The organism is Brevundimonas diminuta (assembly GCF_039673845.1).
In the GTDB taxonomy this organism is placed as follows: Bacteria; Pseudomonadota; Alphaproteobacteria; order Caulobacterales; family Caulobacteraceae; genus Brevundimonas; species Brevundimonas diminuta_E.
In genome coordinates, this window is record NZ_JBDJMK010000002.1 from 126,528 (window position 1) to 143,641 (window position 17,114).

The 17,114-nt window shown below is 66.8% G+C and carries 15 protein-coding genes; 10 read left to right on the forward strand and 5 right to left on the reverse strand.

The window, feature by feature from the left end; all coding sequences use genetic code 11:
- Window positions 1–135 precede the first annotated feature (135 nt).
- From ABE454_RS02615 to ABE454_RS02650, 8 genes are all read left to right on the forward strand, one after another.
- Entirely contained in the window at window positions 136–1,242 is a 1,107-nt protein-coding gene (locus ABE454_RS02615; RefSeq protein WP_346528753.1) for an S-(hydroxymethyl)glutathione dehydrogenase/class III alcohol dehydrogenase, read from the forward strand.
- A gap of 36 nt (window positions 1,243–1,278) precedes the next feature.
- The gene (locus ABE454_RS02620) at window positions 1,279–1,401 is read left to right on the forward strand and encodes a hypothetical protein (RefSeq protein WP_346528755.1); all 123 of its coding nucleotides are present in this window, start codon (window positions 1,279–1,281) and stop codon (window positions 1,399–1,401) included.
- 103 nt (window positions 1,402–1,504) lie between these two features.
- The gene (locus ABE454_RS02625) at window positions 1,505–1,891 is read left to right on the forward strand and encodes a VOC family protein (RefSeq protein ID WP_346528756.1); all 387 of its coding nucleotides are present in this window, start codon (window positions 1,505–1,507) and stop codon (window positions 1,889–1,891) included.
- A gap of 11 nt (window positions 1,892–1,902) precedes the next feature.
- On the forward strand, window positions 1,903–2,460 hold the full coding sequence (locus ABE454_RS02630) for a hypothetical protein (protein ID WP_346528757.1): 558 nt from the start codon (window positions 1,903–1,905) through the stop codon (window positions 2,458–2,460).
- Between the two features lie 19 nt (window positions 2,461–2,479).
- On the forward strand, window positions 2,480–3,313 hold the full coding sequence (gene fghA / locus ABE454_RS02635) for an S-formylglutathione hydrolase (RefSeq protein ID WP_346528758.1): 834 nt from the start codon (window positions 2,480–2,482) through the stop codon (window positions 3,311–3,313).
- Window positions 3,314–3,318: 5 nt separating this feature from the next.
- A complete protein-coding gene (locus ABE454_RS02640; protein WP_024354558.1) occupies window positions 3,319–3,546 on the forward strand; it encodes a hypothetical protein in 228 nt (75 codons plus the stop codon).
- Window positions 3,547–3,639: 93 nt separating this feature from the next.
- On the forward strand, window positions 3,640–5,487 hold the full coding sequence (locus ABE454_RS02645) for a DUF885 domain-containing protein (RefSeq protein WP_346528759.1): 1,848 nt from the start codon (window positions 3,640–3,642) through the stop codon (window positions 5,485–5,487).
- A 97-nt stretch (window positions 5,488–5,584) separates the two neighbouring features.
- Window positions 5,585–7,381: a DUF885 domain-containing protein gene (locus tag ABE454_RS02650; RefSeq protein WP_346528761.1), complete on the forward strand. Its 1,797-nt coding sequence runs from the start codon at window positions 5,585–5,587 to the stop codon at window positions 7,379–7,381.
- A 276-nt stretch (window positions 7,382–7,657) separates the two neighbouring features.
- Here the strand turns inward: ABE454_RS02650 and ABE454_RS02655 are convergent, their stop codons facing one another.
- Window positions 7,658–8,776, reverse strand: coding sequence for a DUF1176 domain-containing protein (locus ABE454_RS02655; RefSeq protein ID WP_346528763.1), 1,119 nt, complete (start codon window positions 8,774–8,776; stop codon window positions 7,658–7,660).
- A 189-nt stretch (window positions 8,777–8,965) separates the two neighbouring features.
- Between ABE454_RS02655 and ABE454_RS02660 the strand changes: the two genes are divergently transcribed.
- A complete protein-coding gene (locus tag ABE454_RS02660) occupies window positions 8,966–10,186 on the forward strand; it encodes an NADP-dependent isocitrate dehydrogenase (RefSeq protein WP_346528765.1) in 1,221 nt (406 codons plus the stop codon).
- Window positions 10,187–10,575: 389 nt separating this feature from the next.
- Entirely contained in the window at window positions 10,576–11,130 is a 555-nt protein-coding gene (locus ABE454_RS02665) for a DUF2939 domain-containing protein (RefSeq protein ID WP_346528766.1), read from the forward strand.
- 220 nt (window positions 11,131–11,350) lie between these two features.
- Here the strand turns inward: ABE454_RS02665 and alaS are convergent, their stop codons facing one another.
- The 4 genes from alaS to ABE454_RS02685 form a co-directional block, all read right to left on the reverse strand.
- A complete protein-coding gene (gene alaS / locus ABE454_RS02670) occupies window positions 11,351–13,996 on the reverse strand; it encodes an alanine--tRNA ligase (protein ID WP_346528768.1) in 2,646 nt (881 codons plus the stop codon).
- Between the two features lie 297 nt (window positions 13,997–14,293).
- On the reverse strand, window positions 14,294–14,776 hold the full coding sequence (gene rraA / locus ABE454_RS02675; protein WP_346528770.1) for a ribonuclease E activity regulator RraA: 483 nt from the start codon (window positions 14,774–14,776) through the stop codon (window positions 14,294–14,296).
- Between the two features lie 447 nt (window positions 14,777–15,223).
- Window positions 15,224–16,303 carry a recombinase RecA gene (gene recA, locus ABE454_RS02680; RefSeq protein WP_291779483.1) on the reverse strand — a complete coding sequence of 360 codons (1,080 nt, stop codon included), beginning with the start codon at window positions 16,301–16,303 and terminating at the stop codon, window positions 15,224–15,226.
- 178 nt (window positions 16,304–16,481) lie between these two features.
- Window positions 16,482–17,111 (reverse strand): TetR/AcrR family transcriptional regulator, encoded by a 630-nt coding sequence (locus tag ABE454_RS02685; protein ID WP_346528772.1) that lies wholly within the window; start codon window positions 17,109–17,111, stop codon window positions 16,482–16,484.
- Window positions 17,112–17,114: the final 3 nt, after the last annotated feature.

Consider the following 17,114-nt stretch of genomic DNA (forward strand, 5'->3'; position numbering starts at 1 on the left):
TGTTTTGCGGTTGTCGCCGTTTCGACCCGGCCGCAACGGGCGTAGTAAGGTCGTCAAATCACCCGCCCACTTATGTCCCTGAAGCAGCGAGCGACCGCGTCGCGAGCGTTAGGGACGTCCGAAGGACCACTCATCATGAAAACCCGCGCCGCCGTCGCGTTCGAAGCCAAACGCCCGCTCGAGATCGTCGAGGTCGATCTGGAAGGACCGCGCGCGGGCGAGGTGCTGATCGAGATCAAGGCGACGGGCGTGTGCCACACCGACGCCTATACGCTGGACGGTCTGGACAGCGAGGGCATCTTCCCCAGCATTCTGGGCCACGAGGGCGCGGGCGTGGTGGTCGAGGTGGGGCCGGGTGTGACCTCGTTGGCCGTCGGCGACCACGTCATCCCGCTGTACACGCCGGAATGCCGCCAGTGTAAGTCGTGCCTGAGCCGCAAGACCAATCTGTGCACCTCGATCCGGGGCACGCAGGGCAAGGGGCTGATGCCCGACGGCACCAGCCGCTTTTCCTACAAGGGGCAGGCGATCGCGCACTATATGGGCTGCTCGACCTTCTCGAACTACACGGTGCTGCCCGAGATCGCGGTGGCGAAAATCCGCAAGGACGCGCCCTTCGACAAGGCCTGCTACGTCGGCTGCGGCGTGACGACGGGTGTCGGCGCGGTGGTCAACACGGCCAAGGTCGAGCCGGGCGCCAACGCCGTGGTCTTCGGCCTGGGCGGCATCGGCCTGAACGTCATTCAGGGGCTGAAGATGGTCGGGGCCGACATGATCATCGGCGTCGACATCAACGGCGACAAGGAAGAGTGGGGCCGTCGCTTCGGCATGACCCACTTCGTCAATCCGAAGGACGTGTCGGACGTTGTGGCCCATCTGGTCGAACTGACCGGGGGCGGCGCCGACTACACCTTCGACTGCACCGGCAACACCGTGGTCATGCGTCAGGCGCTGGAAGCCTGCCATCGCGGCTGGGGCGAGAGCGTCATCATCGGCGTGGCCGAGGCGGGCAAGGAGATCGCCACCCGTCCGTTCCAGCTGGTCACCGGCCGCGTCTGGAAGGGTTCGGCCTTCGGCGGCGCGCGCGGCCGCACCGACACGCCCAAGATCGTCGACTGGTACATGGACGGCAAGATCGAGATCGACCCGATGATCACCCATACGCTGCCGCTGGAACGCATCAACGAAGCCTTCGATTTGATGCATGAAGGCAAGAGCATCCGTTCGGTCATCGTCTTCTAGGGAAAAGGGTTCGGCCATGGGCGACTGGAAACTGCCGTGGACCGGCGCCTGCCGGGCGTGCAGTCGGGGGCCAAGGTCGGCTATACTGAGTTTCCGCCGCCTGAGGATTACGCCGGGCTGATGGACGCCTACGCCCGCGAAGGCGCGCGTCCCGACTGAAGACGGACTGAGCAGGTGCAGCAAAGTTCGTTGCCAAATGAAACCTGCTCGGCTTAGCTGGCCGCGCCCGGCGAACCGTCCGGGCGGATCTGGGAGGATCACCATGTTCACGCACGTCACTGTCGGGGCCAACGACCTCGACGCCTCGCACAAATTCTATGACGCTGTTCTGGGCGCGCTGGGCCATCAGCCGGGCACGGAAGGCAATGTGCCCATGCCGGGCGTCTGGTATATGACGCCGCGCGGCATGCTGGGCGTAGTCAAGCCGCGCGACGGTCAGGCGGCCTGTCACGCCAACGGCGGCACCATCGGCTTCTTCGCCAGCAGCCCCGAGGCGGTTCTGGCCTTCGCCGAGGCCGGGGTTGCAGCGGGCGGCACGGCCATCGAGGATCCGGCCGGGCCGCGCACCACGCCTTTCGGTCAGCTGCATCTGGCCTATCTGCGCGATCCGTCGGGCAACAAGATCTGCGCCGTTCACCGGCCGGGCTGAGGGTTGAGACTATGAAGACGAAGGCGGCGATTGCGTCGATCATGGCCGTTGCGGCGGTCGGGGCGCTCGCCGCCTGCACGCCGGGCGGGGCGGACGCGCCCGCGCCCGCCGAGGCGCCTGCGGACGCCTGGGTGCGCAAGAAGGTGGTGCTGTATCTGCCGGATCGGGTGATGAAGGAGCGGGTCGAGATCGCCGACCTGTCGCCCTATCTGGCGGCCGTCGATGAGGCGGTCGCCGCGGCCGCGGCGGCCCAGCCGACGCAGGCGGGCGCGTCGGGCATGCTGTTGCTGATGGTCAAGCCGGGTGAGCGGTCGCGCGCCTTCGTCGTGACCGGCGAGCCGTCGATGAAGCCCGAGGCGGTCGAGGCGATCACCAGCGCCGCCGCAGCGGTTCCGGCGCCGCCCGTGCGGCAGGGGCCGATTCTGGTCGGTCTGCAGTTCGAGGCCTGGGGCGGAGGGGCGCAGCCCGAGGGCGCCGTCGCCCCCATTCCGCGCGACTGGTATGCGCATTTTTCCGAGAACGGAGGCGTCCTCGATGACGCCTTCATGGCCAGGGTCTGGCCGGACTGATCTGGAGTTTTTTAGTCTGATGGAAACGGTCAAGAGCCACGTCGTTCACGGCGGGACGCTGCGCTATCTGAAGCATGACAGCGCGACGACAGGCACGCCCATGACGCTGTCGGTCTTTGTTCCGGCGGGGGAAGGGCCGTTTCCGGTCCTGATCTGGCTGTCGGGGCTGACCTGCACCGAGGATAACTTCACGACCAAGGCCGGGGCCTATAAGGCCGCCGCCGAACACGGCGTCATCATCGTCGCGCCGGACACCAGTCCGCGCGGGGAGGGTGTCGCCAATGACGAGGCCTATGATCTGGGGCAGGGCGCGGGCTTCTATGTCGATGCGACGCAAGCGCCGTGGGCGCCGCATTTCCGCATGGAGACCTATGTCACCGGCGAGCTGATCGACCTGATTGACGATGCGTTCCCGACGACGAAGACGCGCTCCGTCTTCGGCCATTCGATGGGCGGGCATGGGGCGCTGACGCTGGCGCTGCGTCATCCTGAGCTGTTCCAGTCGGTGTCGGCCTTTGCGCCGATTTCCTCGCCGACGCGCTGCGCGTGGGGGGAGAAGGCCTTCACCGCCTATCTGGGCGAGAACCGGGCGGAATGGGCCAGGCATGACGCGGCCCTGCTGATCGAGGGCGGGGCGGCGAAGGGTGTCTTCGACGACATTCTGGTGGATCAGGGCGACGCCGATTCCTTCCTGAGCGATCAGCTGAAGCCGGAACTGCTGAAGGCGGCGGCGCAAAAGGCCGGACAGGGGCTGACCCTGCGCATGCAGCCGGGCTATGACCATTCCTACTTCTTCATGGCCAGCTTCGTGGACGACCATGTGGCCTTCCACGCCAAGCGGCTGAAAGCCTGAGTGTGATGACCGACGCCGCCCCTGATTTCGATTCCATGTTCGCGGACCTGTGCAACCAGGTCGGCTTCTGCCTGCATGAAAAGGGGCAGAAGAAGGTGATCGCCGCCCTGCCCAAGGGGCTGGACGCCGCCATGCGCGCCGTCTTCGCCGCCGAGGGCGTGGACGAGCCGAATGCGCCGGGCGACCTGAAGCGCGCCGTGCGTGACTGCATCAAGGCGCACGTTAAGCGCTGATTCTACGGAAAAGCCCTCTGGGGGCGATCAAGCCTTGCAGGCGGCGGCCACGTCGTTAGCATCCCCGACCAATGCTTTTTGGGAGGAGGGCTCATGATGGATCGCCGTCGTCTGCTGATGTCGGTCGCCGCCGGAGGAGCGCTGGCCGCCGTCGGCCCGTTTCGCGCCCTGGCTCAGGCCGGGACCCAGAGCGGAGCGCAGGGAACCGCTCCGAACGCGGCCACGACGCAGTTCCACGCCCTGCTGGACCGCATCGCCGACGACATGCTGCTGTCCGATCCGGAAACCCTGACCATGCTGGGCATGGACCGGGGGGCGAAGGCGGACGCGCGCTTCAAGCTCAGCGACCGGTCGCAGGCCAAGATCGACGCCGACAAGGCGCGGTTCAGCGAGGGCATGAAGGCGCTGAAGGCCGTCGACCGCGCGCAACTGGGCGCCGATGATCAGGTCCATCACGACACCCTGACCTTCTTCGGCGACACGGTGCAGGAGGGGTATCGCTTCCCCTATGGCGGCGGCTTCTTCCCGTCGCCCTATACCGTCAGCCAGCTGGGCGGCGCCTATCAGCAGGTGCCGGACTTCCTCGACAGCCAGCACCGGATCGAGACGGCCGAGGACGCCGAGGCCTATCTGTCGCGTCTGACGGACTTCGCCAAGGGGCTGGACGACGAGCGGGCGCGGATGCAGGCCGAGTTCGCCGCCGGGGCCGTGCCGCCGGACTTCGTCATCGACCGCACCCTGACGCAGATGGACGCCCTGACCGGAACGCCGGTCGCGGATTCGGTGATGACCCGTTCGATCGCGCGGCGCGCGGCGGAAAAGGGCATTGCGGGCGACTGGGCCGATCGCGCGGCGGCCATCCTGACCCGCGACGTCTATCCGGCCATTCAGCGCCAGGCCGAAGCCTTCAAGACCGTGCGGCCCGGCGCGACCCACGACGGCGGCGCCTGGCGCCTGCCGGACGGCGAGGCCTATTACCGCTTCGGCCTGAAGTTCTACACCACCTCGGGCATGACGCCGGACGAGGTGCATGAGATGGGGCTGGAGCAGGTGGCCGAAATCTCGGCCCGCGCCGACGCCCTGTTGAAGGCGCAGGGCATGACCCAGGGCACGGTGGGAGAGCGCATCGCCGCCATCGGCCACGACCAGCGCTTCGTCTATCCGAATACGGACGAGGCCAAGGAAGAACTGCTGCAGGAGCTGAACGTGCAGATGGTCGCCATGCAGGCGCGTCTGCCGGACTATTTTGGCCGCCTGCCCAAGTCGCCGGTTGAAATACGCCGCGTGCCCAAAGCCATCGAGGCGGGGGCGCCGGGCGGCTATTACCAGTCGCCGGCGCTGGATGGATCGCGGCCGGGCGCCTATTACATCAATCTGCGCGACACGGCCGAGTGGCCGAAATGGATGCTGCCGACGCTGACCTATCATGAGGCGACGCCGGGCCATCACCACCAGATCGCCCTGCAGCAGGAAAAGCCGGACACGCCGCTGTTGATGAAGGTCATGGGCTTCTCGGCCTATTCGGAGGGCTGGGGCCTGTATGCCGAGCAACTGGCCGACGAGATGGGGGTCTATGAGAACGACCCCTTCGGTCAGGTGGGCTATCTGCAGTCGCTGATGTTCCGCGCCGCGCGGCTGGTGGCGGACTCCGGCCTGCACCACAAGCGCTGGAGCCGCGAGCAGGGCATTCGCTATATGGTCGATGTGCTGGGCGACAAGGAAAGCACCATCGCCACCGAGATCGAACGCTACTGCGTCTGGCCGGGGCAGGCGTCCAGCTACAAGGTCGGCCACACCACCTGGGTGCGGCTGCGTGAAGACGCCAAACGGCGTCTGGGGGCGCGCTTCGACATCAAGGGCTTCCATGACACCGGCCTGAACCTGGGCGGCGTGCCGCTGACGGTGCTGGAGCGGACCATGAACGCCTGGACGCCGGCATAGGCTCTGGCGGCCTGAGTTTCCCGGACGCGCCGGTCCTTCTTTGAGTGTGATGAGAGCAACGCCCGGCGCGGCGCGGCTCTAGTTGGGGGAATATCCAATGATCAATCGCCGCAATCTTCTGCTGAGCGCCGCGGCCACCGCCGCGGTCGCGCCTGCGCTGGCCCAGTGCGCCGCCCCGGGGGGCGACGCCGATGCGCGTCTGAACGCCCTGCTGGACGGCTGGTTCGAGGCCGACATCGATGAGTCGCCCGAGCGCGCCACCAATCTGGGCCTGGACAAGGACGCCCGCGCGGGCCTGTCGGCCAAGCTGAGCGAAGCCGGGCCGGACGCCATCCGCAAGGATCGCGAAAAGGCGGTCAAGCGCTGGGACGAACTGAAGGCCTTCGATCAGAAGGGCCTGTCCGAGGCCGGGGCACTGAACTACGCCATCGCCGCTTTCGGGCGCGAGACCTCGGCGGAAACGGCGCGCTTCGACTACGGCTCGGGTCCGGGCCGTCCGTCGCCCTATATCGTGACCCAACTGTCGGGGTCCTATTTCTCCATGCCCGACTTCATGGACAACCAGCACCGCATCGAGGATGCGGCGGGCGCCGACGCCTTCGTGTCGCGTCTGGAGGCCTTTGCGGGCGTGCTGGACGGCGAGACGGCCAAGGTCCGCGAAGATGCTGGTCAGGGCGTGATCGCGCCGGACTTCATCATTGACCGCATGCTGCCGCAGATCCGCACCCTGCGCGACACCCCGGCCGCCGACATGGCCATGATCAAGTCGCTGGTCCGCAAGGCCGGGGCGCTGAACCTGTCGGGTTATGACGCGCGCGCCGCCGCCGTGGTGGACGAGAAGATCAAACCGGCCCTGGCCCGTCAGATCGAGGCGCTGGAAGCCATCCGTCCGAAGGCCGTTCACGATGCGGGCGTGTGGCGCTTGCCGGAAGGCGAAGCCTTCTACGCCGCCGGGCTGAAGTCGAACACGACGACCACCCTGTCGGCCAAGGAAATCCACGCCATGGGCGTCGAGCAGGTGGCCGAGATCACCGCCGAGATCGACGGCATCCTGAAGTCGCAGGGCATGACCCAGGGCACGGTCGGCGAGCGGGTTCAGGCCCTGAACAAGGACCCGGCCCAGCTGTTCCCCAACACCGACGCGGGCAAGGAAGAGCTGCTGAAGTGGCTGAACCAGCAGGTCGCCGCGCTGGAGCCGAAGCTGCCGACCGTCTTCGGCCGCCTGCCCAAGACCCACGTTGAAATCCGCCGCGTGCCGGTGTCGATCCAGTCGGGCGCGCCGGGCGGCTACTATCAGGGGCCGCCGCTGGATGGTTCGCGTCCGGGCGCCTACTACATCAACCTGCGCGACAGCGGAAACTGGCCGAAGTTCGCCCTGCCGACCCTGACCTATCACGAGGCCTCGCCGGGCCACCACCTGCAGGTGGCGTTGCAGCGCGAGTCGGGCGAGCTGCCGCAATGGCGCCGCGCGGGCGGTTTCTCGGCCTATAACGAAGGCTGGGCGCTGTACGCCGAGGCGGTCGCGGCTGATGATCTGGACGCCTATGCGACCGATCCGCTGGGCCGGGTGGGCTTCCTGATGTCCTATCTGTTCCGCGCGGTGCGTCTGGTGGTCGACACCGGCCTGCACTCCGAGCGCTGGAGCCGTGAACGGGCGGTGGAATATATGGCGGCTTCGGGCGCCAAGCCGCTGGACGCCTCGAACAGCGAGATCAACCGCTATTGCGTCTGGCCGGGTCAGGCCTGCTCCTACAAGGTCGGCCACACGGTCATCGCCCGCCTGCGCAAGGAGGCCGAGGCCAAGCAGGGCTTCGACCTGCGCGCCTTCCACGACAAGGTGCTGGGCAGCGGCTCCCTGCCGCTGGCGGTGCTGGAAGGCCGTATGCGCGCCTGACGCGCGGCGGCAGCCTGAAACGAAAGACGGCCCGGACGTTCGCACGTCCGGGCCGTTTTCATGTGCGGGGGCCTGTTGAGCATGACGGCGGCTCGCAATCTTTCCCCCGCTCATCCCGGCGGACGCCGGGATCCAGTGAGAGCGCCATACTTAGGCTGGACCGTTTATCCGACCGCTCTTGAAGCCAAAGGACTGGGTCCCGGCGGACGCCGGGATGAGCGGGTCTTAAAGCGGCGGGTCCAGGTTTTTACGAAGCCGGTTGTGCTCGCTGCGCCCTCAGCTGGCCGCGCGCCAGGTCGTCGGCCACAGGTCCTGCGGAACGGCGGTGCAACTGGGCATGGATTTTTCATTCAGCAGGGCGAAGCGCTCGCCGGTCCAGGCCCAGGTTCCCATGCGGCCGCAGTCGCCGATGCCGCGCCCGCGCCCGAAGGCGAACAGGGTGCGGGTCTTGGGGTCATAGCGGCTGTTGACCAGTTCGTCGTTGCTGCCCGTGGCCATGGGGAAGCTGACCGGCTGGGGCGCGGTCCCGTCCGCCGGAGTGATGAAATAGACCTGGGTGAAGTTATAGGCGCCCTCGCCGCACGGCACGCTCCACAACAGTTTGTCGGAGGCCAGGCGGGACACCACTACGTCCGGCTCGAACCGTTCGCCCTTGCGGGATGTGGCCAGGCATTCCATCACCTTGGGGTGGGCCAGCATGGACGGCGACAGGTCGTCCTGCCTCAGACCGTCCTGAGACACGGCGGCGGCGACGGTCACGCGCGGGGCGGCGGGCGCCGCAGGCACGCTGGAGGCCGGACGGTCGCCGCGACGGATCAGGGCGGTGGTCGTGTCCAGCCGCCCCTGACGTTCATCGATCCACAGGAAGGCGGCGGCGGCCCCGCCCAGACTGACCTTCATCTGCTTGTCGCCGCGCCGGATCGACATGGCGGCGCCATTGCCCAGATCATGGATCAATTGGGCCGAGGGACGGGCGAAGGCGATGACGTCGCCCTCTTCGTCCATCTTGGTGTTTTCGCCCGCATGGCGATGCCCGTCGATCTCGGCGTAGACGGAGCCTTCGCCGTCTTCCAGACCCCAGCCGCCCATGTGGACGACCGGGCGCGCGTCCGGGCCGGGCGCCAGGGACACCATGACGAAGCCCATCTGGTTCGCCCCCGGCCCGAAGGCGGCGCAGTGGTTGGTGTTGTCGCAGGTAGCGGTCCAGTCGCGGAACTCGCGCGTCACGCTGGCCGGATTGGCGGCGACCTTGACGACAGGCGCGACGGCGGCGTCCGCGGGCGCCGCAGCGGCCGGGGCCTCTTTCGCCGTGGCGTCATCGCCGCCCTTGCAGGCGATCAGGGCGAGCGGAAGAAGGGCGACGGAGGCGGCGAACCGCAGGCGGCGAGGCGTCATCAGGCGTTCCATGCATTGTACAATCGGCGACGCCAAGCGTAGCCGTGAAAGCCAAGCGGGCGAACGGCTGTTTCGTTCCGATTCTTCTGTTCCGGCCGTGCGGCTTTCGTCCCCTTTGCGCCCGCGCGCGGGGGTCGCTATATCCCCTGCACTGAATTCCTTCCCTGATTGAGAGACAGAGGCGTAAGCATGGCCAAGATCAAGGTCGCCAATCCCATCGTGGACATCGACGGCGACGAAATGACCCGGATCATCTGGCAGTGGATCAAGGACAAGCTGGTCTTCCCTTACCTTGATCTGGAGCTGGACTACTACGATCTGGGCATGGAAAGCCGTGACGCCACGGACGACCAGATCACCATCGACGCGGCCCACGCCATCCAGAAGCACGGCGTCGGCGTGAAGTGCGCCACCATCACTCCGGACGAGGCGCGCGTCGCCGAATTCGGCCTGAAGAAGATGTGGAAGTCGCCGAACGGCACCATCCGCAACATCCTGGGCGGCGTGGTCTTCCGCGAGCCGATCATCTGCTCGAACGTGCCGCGTCTGGTGCCGGGCTGGACCCAGCCGATCGTCGTCGGCCGCCACGCCTTCGGCGACCAGTACAAGGCCACGGACTTCCTGTTCCCGGGCAAGGGCACGCTGTCGATCAAGTTCGTCGGTGAAGACGGCGAAGTGATCGAGCACGAAGTCTACAAGGCGCCTTCGGCTGGCGTGGCCATGGGCATGTACAACCTCGACTCGTCGATCCGTGACTTCGCCCACGCCTCGTTCAGCTACGGCCTGGCCCGTAACTACCCGGTCTATCTGTCGACCAAGAACACCATCCTGAAAGCCTATGACGGTCGCTTCAAGGACATCTTCCAGGAAGTGTTCGACGCCGACTATGCCGAAGAGTTCAAGGCTCGCGGCCTGACCTACGAACACCGTCTGATCGACGACATGGTGGCCGCCGCCATCAAGTGGTCGGGCGGTTTCGTCTGGGCGTGCAAGAACTACGACGGCGACGTTCAGTCGGACATCGTGGCGCAGGGCTTCGGCTCGCTGGGCCTGATGACCTCGGTCCTGATGACCCCGGACGGCAAGATCATGGAAACCGAAGCCGCCCACGGCACGGTGACCCGTCACTACCGTCAGCACCAGAAGGGTGAAGCGACCTCGACCAACTCGATCGCTTCGATCTTCGCATGGTCGGCCGGGTTCAAGCACCGCGCCAAGCTGGACGACAACGGTGCGCTGCTCGAGTTCGCCGAGACGCTGGAACGCGTCGTCGTCGAAACCGTCGAGTCGGGCTTCATGACCAAGGATCTGGCCCTGCTGGTCGGCGATCAGCAGTCCTGGCTGACGACCGAAGGCTTCCTGGACAAGGTGTCCGAGAACCTGAAGAAGGCCCTGCCGGGCATCGGCTGAGTTTAGCTCGGTACGACATGAAGGTCCGCCGGAGCGATCCGGCGGGCCTTTTTGTTGGCGGGGTCATCCAATTCTCGGCCGTCATCTAGTTCTCCGCCGTCATCCTCGGGCTTGACCCGAGGATCGAGTGCGGCGGCGCGCTCGACCTTGCCCATGTCCTGCACGCGGATGGCTGGATCCTCGGGGCAAGCCCGAGGATGACGGCGCCGGGTGGCGGTACGGCGGTGCGGCAGGTGCAGCGTCGGCGGCGAAGGCGGCGGTCGCGTGTGGAGATGACGCCGGTGAAAACACGCATTGAACCCGCCTGCGATCCATGTCCCTAATCCGTTTAGGGATTTTGACGCTGTTCCGTCGCGGTCCCGTCGCGTTCGCAAGGCAGGGGAGGGCTGATGAACCGCAAGCTGATCATTCGTTTGAGCGTGGCGGCCGTCGCCGTCTTCGTGATCGCCTATGCGGCCTCGCCGCTGCTGGCGGCGCGCGCGCTGGTGCAGGCGGCCCAGGTCGGGGACCGCAAGGGGCTGGAGCGTCAGGTCGACTTCCCGGCCTTCCGCGCCAGTCTGAAGGACGAGCTGAACGCTCGCATGATGGTCGAGATGCGCAAGGACAAGCGCATGTCCGACAACGCCCTGTCGGGGCTGGGCATGCTGCTGGCGCCCGCCATCGTCGGCGGGGCGGTGGACGCCTTCGTTACGCCGCAGGCCATCGCCGTCATGGTTCAGGAAGGCCGCGCGCCCAAGCCTCTGCCCGGCCGCGATGCGACGCCTCCGACCGTCGAGGGCGAGAGCAAGCGCGTGAGACAGTCCTGGAGCTATCGCGATCTGGACACCTTCGCCGTGACGCTGACGCGCGACGACCGACCCGATGAGGCGGTGTCCCTGTTGATGAAGCGCCGCCATCTGTTCGGCTGGAAGCTGGCGGGGATCGATCTGGGGGCGCCGGAGTAGGCCACACTCCGCTCATCCCAGCGGAGGCCGGGATCCAGTGCTTTGGCATCAAGCGCTTTGCTGAAATGGAAAGGACGCCGCGTGGCGCTCTTCCTGGATCCCGGCCTCCGCCGGGATGAGCGGAGTTAGAGCCGCGCTCAAACCCCAATACGCGCGCGGCTCAAAGAATAGGGCGGCGCATCCGATGCGCCGCCCTTTCCTGTTTCAGCCTGTCGGGCGATCAGCCCTTCAGCGCGGTGCGGATGGCGTTCAGGCCGTCTTCGGCCTTGGAGCCGTCCGGCGCTCCGCCCTGGGCGAAGTCGGGCTTGCCGCCTGCGCCCTTGCCGCCCATGGCGATGACGGCGTCGCGGGCCAGATCGGCCGCATTGACCTTGCCGGCCATGTCGGGCGTCGCGGCGACGGTGATGGCCGCCTTGCCGTCGGTGACGCCGACCAGGGCGACGACGCCCGAGCCGATCTGCTTCTTGAAGTCCTCGGCCACGCCGCGCAGGCCCTTGCCGTCGACGCCGTCCAGAACGCGGGCGATCAGTTTGATGCCGCCGATCTCTTCGGGAGCCGCATTGGCGCCTGCGCCGCCGCCCAGCGCCAGCTGCTTCTTCAGGTCGGCGACCTGCTTCTCCAGCGTCTTGACCGAGGCCTGCAAGCCCTCGACGCGGGCTGGAACCTCGGCGGGCTGAATCTTGAAGCCTTGCGCCAGATGGCGCGCGACATTGGCCTGATCCAGCAGGAAGCGGCGGGCCGCCTCGCCGGTCAGGGCCTCGACGCGGCGCACGCCGGCGGCCACGCCGCCTTCGGACACGATCTTGAACAGGGCGATGTCGCCGGTGCGGAAGACGTGGGTGCCGCCGCACAGTTCGACCGAATAGGCGCCCGGACCCGACAGGGCGCGGCCGATGGTCAGGACGCGGACCTCGTCGCCGTATTTCTCGCCGAACAGGGCCACGGCGCCCGCCGCAATGGCGGCGTCGGGCGTCATCAGTTCGGTCGTGACCGGGACGTTCTGGCGGATGACGGCGTTCACCTCGTCCTCGACGCGGGCGATCTCCTCGTCCGTCATCGGGGCGTTGTGGCTGAAGTCGAAGCGCATGCGCTCGGCGTCGACCATCTGGCCCTTTTGAGCGACGTGCGCGCCCAGCACGTTCTTGACGGCGGCGTGGAACAGGTGGGCGGCCGAGTGGTTGGCGCGGGTGGTCGGGCGCGAGCCTTCCTCGACCGTGGCGGTGACGACCGCGCCGGTGGCCAGCGAACCCTTGGTCACTGCCAACGTATGAACGTGCAGGTCGCCGCCGTGCTTCTTGGTGTCGAGAACGCAGCCTTCGCCGCCGCTCCAGACGAAGGCGCCCTTGTCGCCCGCCTGACCGCCGCCTTCGCCGTAGAAGGGAGTTTTGTCCAGCAGGACCTCGACCGTGTCGCCGGTCGCGGCGGACGCAGCTTCTGCACCGTCCTTGACGATGGCGAGGACCTTGCCTTCGCCGGTCTCGGACTCATAGCCGGTGAATTCCGTGCCGCCGTGCTGGTCGCGCAGGGACAGCCACGCCCCGGCCGAGGCCGTCTGGCCCGAGCCCTTCCAGTGCTCGCGCGAGCGGTCGCGCTGTTCGGCCATGGCGGATTCGAAGCCGTCGACGTTGACGCTGAAGCCGCGACGGCGGGCCTCGTCCTGCGTCAGGTCAAGCGGGAAGCCGTAGGTGTCGTACAGGGTGAAGGCCGTCTGGCCGTCCAGCATGTCGCCCGCCTTGAACTCGGCCGTCGCCTGATCGAACAGGTTCATGCCGCGGCCCAGCGTGGTGCGGAAGCGGATCTCTTCCTGCTTCAGCGTGTCTTCGATGAAGGCCTGTGCGCGGCCCAGTTCCGGATAGGCCTCGCCCATTTCCTGAACCAGCGTCGGCACAAGACGGTGCATCAGCGGGTCCGACGCGCCCAGCAGGTGAGCGTGGCGCATGGCGCGGCGCATGATGCGGCGCAGGACATAGCCGCGGCCCTCGTTCGAGGGGGTCACGCCGTCGGCGATCAGGAAGGCGGTCGAGCGCAGGTGGTCGGCGATGACCCGGTGCGACGGCGCGCGCTCGCCCTCGGCCTTGGTCGAGGTCAGTTCTTCGGAGGCCGCGATCAGGGTCTTGAACAGGTCGACGTCATAGTTGGAGTGGACGCCCTGCAGCACGGCGGCGATGCGCTCCAGACCCATGCCGGTGTCGACGCTGGGCTTGGGAAGGTCGCGAACGATCTGATCGTTCTCCTTCTCATACTGCATGAAGACGTTGTTCCAGATCTCCACGAAGCGGTCGCCGTCCTCGTCCGGCGAACCGGGAGGACCGCCCGGGATGTGGTCGCCGTGGTCCCAGAAGATTTCAGTGCAGGGGCCGCACGGGCCGCTGTCGCCCATGGCCCAGAAGTTGTCGGCGCCCGCGATGCGGATGATCTTCGAGTCCGGCAGGCCCGCGATCTTCTTCCACAGGTCGAAGGCTTCGTCGTCGTCGATGTAGACGGTGGCCAGCAGGCGGTTCTTGTCGAGGCCGAAGTCCTTGGTGATCAGGTTCCAGGCGCGCTCGATCGCGTGTTCCTTGAAATAGTCGCCGAAGGAGAAATTCCCCAGCATTTCAAAGAAGGTATGGTGACGCGCGGTATAGCCGACGTTGTCCAGATCGTTGTGCTTGCCGCCTGCGCGGACGCATTTCTGCGAGCTGGTGGCGCGCTTGTAGGGCGGGGTGGCGGCGCCAGTGAAATAGTCTTTGAACGGCACCATGCCCGCGTTGACGAAGAGCAGGGTCGGGTCGTTCTGCGGCACGAGCGGAGCCGACTGCACCTTCTCGTGGCCGTCGGCGGCGAAGTAGTCGAGGAAGGTGGAACGGATCTGCTTCAGGCTGGTCATGGGCGTATCGCTCTGGAACTCGGGCGCGCGGAGGAAATATCGGAACCGGCGTCATATAGGGATTTTGCGCCGAACGCATCACTGGCGCGTGATGTAACGGGCGGGCCGGCGTTTTCCTTGGTCGCGCCGGGACGCCGACACCTGCCGTTGTCTGTGCCGGGACGCTGACTCCTGCCGTCATCCTCGGGCTTGACCCGAGGATCGGACTATCCGCCTGCGCGACATTGGCGATGAGAGGCGCGCCGCCTCTAGATCCTCGGGTCAAGCCCGAGGATGACGGAGGGAGGAAGGCGATCTTTAGTCGTGCAGCCGCTGTGCGGAAACGATGACGCCGTCCGCATCGGCGTAGAGCCAGTCGCCGGGGGTGAAGATGACGCCGCCGAAGGCGGTGGGGATGTCGATCTCGCCGATGGCCTCGCGGTCGGCGCGCAGGGGGATGGTCCCGAGGGCTTTGACGCCGACATCCATCACGTCGATGACGGCGCTGTCGCGGATGGCGGCGTGGACGACGATGCCGGCCCAGCCGTTGTCGATGGCTAGTCTGGCCAGATTGTCCCCGACCAGCGCCCGCTTCAGCGAACCGCCGCCGTTGACGACCAGCACGGCGCCCTGACCGGGGCGCTCCAGCGTCTGACGGACCAGGGCGTTGTCGTCCAGCACGCTGAGGGTTCGGATGGGGCCGTGAAAGGCGGGGACCTTGCCGAAGCTGCGGAAGGAAACCTGACAGACCTTCACCGCATCAGGATGGGCGTCGCAGAGGTCGGCGGTGGCGAAGGTCATGGGGGGGCTCCGTGGGTTCGGAAACACTCTGCCTGCGGGCAAGGGAGGGAAACAAGTCGGTTGCGTCGGGAAACCGGGTTTGACGGGAGGGGCTCAACCGCGGCTATCCGTTGACTGTCGCGGCTTGGGGCCAAAGCACTGGATCCCGGCGTCCGCCGGGATGAGCGGGAGGCTGGCAGGCGCTGAACAAAAAAGAGGCCCGCCCGAAGCAGGTCGGGCGGGCCGATCTCCGTCCGACCGGCCGCGCGGGGTCGGTAGGCGGGTCGCGCGGCGGCGAACGGAGAAGCTCTGGCCGTCAGGACGGGCCCCTTGCCTCCCGCCGTCATCTCCGGGCCTGGCCCAAGGATCGGATTGTCTGTGCGATCCCGGCGAAAAAGGATTGGGCGTGCTGCCCGGCTGGATCCTCGGGTCAGGCCCGAGGATGACGGCGGTTGGGTGGTGGGTGGATTAGCCCTCGAGGTCCTGGCCCTCGTCGGGTTCGGGGGCGCCCAGCATGTCGTCGGCGATCTTGGCCGTGGACTGGCGGACGGCCTTTTCGATGGCGAGGGCCATGTCGGGGTTGTTCTTCAGGAACTCCTTGGCGTTCTCGCGGCCCTGACCGATGCGGGTGGAGTCGTAGGAGAACCAGGAGCCGGACTTCTCGATGATGTTGGCCTTGACCCCCAGATCGATGATCTCGCCGATCTTGGAGATGCCTTCGCCGTACATGATGTCGAAGATGACCTCGCGGAACGGCGGGGCGACTTTGTTCTTGACCACCTTGACGCGGGTGGTGTTGCCGACCACCTCGTCGCGGTTCTTGATCGCGCCGGTGCGACGGATGTCGAGGCGGACCGAGGCGTAGAACTTCAGCGCATTGCCGCCCGTCGTCGTTTCCGGCGAGCCGTACATGACGCCGATCTTGTGACGGATCTGGTTGATGAACAGGACGATGCACTTGGACTTGGAGATGGAGGCCGTCAGCTTGCGCAGGGCCTGCGACATCAGACGGGCCTGAAGGCCGGGCAGGCTGTCGCCCATCTCGCCCTCGATTTCTGCGCGCGGCGTCAGGGCTGCGACCGAGTCGACCACCACGATGTCCACGGCGCCCGAGCGCACCAGGGTGTCGACGATCTCCAGCGCCTGCTCGCCCGCGTCGGGCTGCGACACCAGCAGGTCGTCGAGGTTGACGCCCAGTTTTTGCGCATAAACGGGATCGAGCGCGTGTTCGGCGTCGACGAAGGCGGCCACGCCGCCCTTCTTCTGGACCTCGGCCACGGTGTGCAGGGCCAGGGTCGTCTTGCCCGAGGATTCGGGGCCGAACACCTCGATCACCCGGCCGACCGGCAGGCCGCCGATGCCGAGCGCCAGATCGAGGCCCAGAGAGCCGGTCGAGACGCTTTCGATCTCGGCCACCTGTCCGGCCTTGCCCAGTTTCATGACCGAGCCCTTGCCGAAAGCGCGATCGATCTGCGCGATCGCCGCCTCAAGAGCGCGTTGTTTGTCGCCGTCTTCTTTACCCACGAGCTTCAGTGCCGCCTGTGACATTGGTTTTCTCTCCCTTGCCATGATTCCCATCTGACTTCGGGAGAGACCCGCCACGGACCCGCTCCCTCGTTGAGCCGGACTATGGACACGGTTTGTTCATGTTCGCAAGATGTTCTCGTGAACTGAACGAGAACATTTATCGATATGCGACCGGATTTGACGTATGAGTGCGGCGGGTTCAGCCGTCGGCGGCGCAGCCGGTGGCGGTGCGGAACATCAGGATGATGGCTTCGTCGACCGGCAGGGCGTCGCTGACCGTGGCCTGGACGATGGAGCCGGACCACAGGGCGTGCATGGCGATGGACATCTGCAGCGGCGATATGATCGGCTTCAGCCCGTGGTGATCGATCAGCTTGGCGATCACCTGGGCGAACTGCTTGTGATACTGGGCCTTCACCCGGTCGAAATGTCCGGCGAAGCCGGGGTCGCGCCGGGCGTGCAGGTGAAGTTCGATGGCCAGCAGCGACAGGACCGGCCGCTGCGCCAGTTCGGCCAGTCGACCGGCGATGGCGCGCAGGCTGTCCTCCAGCGAGCGGTCGCTGTGCTGATCGACGACGCCGTCCAGCACGGCGATGATCTCGGCCATATAGCCCTCCATCAGGGCCAGCAGCAGCTCGTCCTTGGAGGCGAAGTTGGAATAGAAGGCGCCTTGCGAAAACCCGGCGCGTTCGCAGACGCCGCGGATCGAGGCCGCCGCCACCCCGCCTTCGGCGACGATATGGAAGGCGGCCTCCAGCAGCCGGGCGCGGGTGTCCTGTTGCATCTCGCGGCGTGAACGCCGTTTCTGCTCTCCCGGCCCGGTCGTCATGGC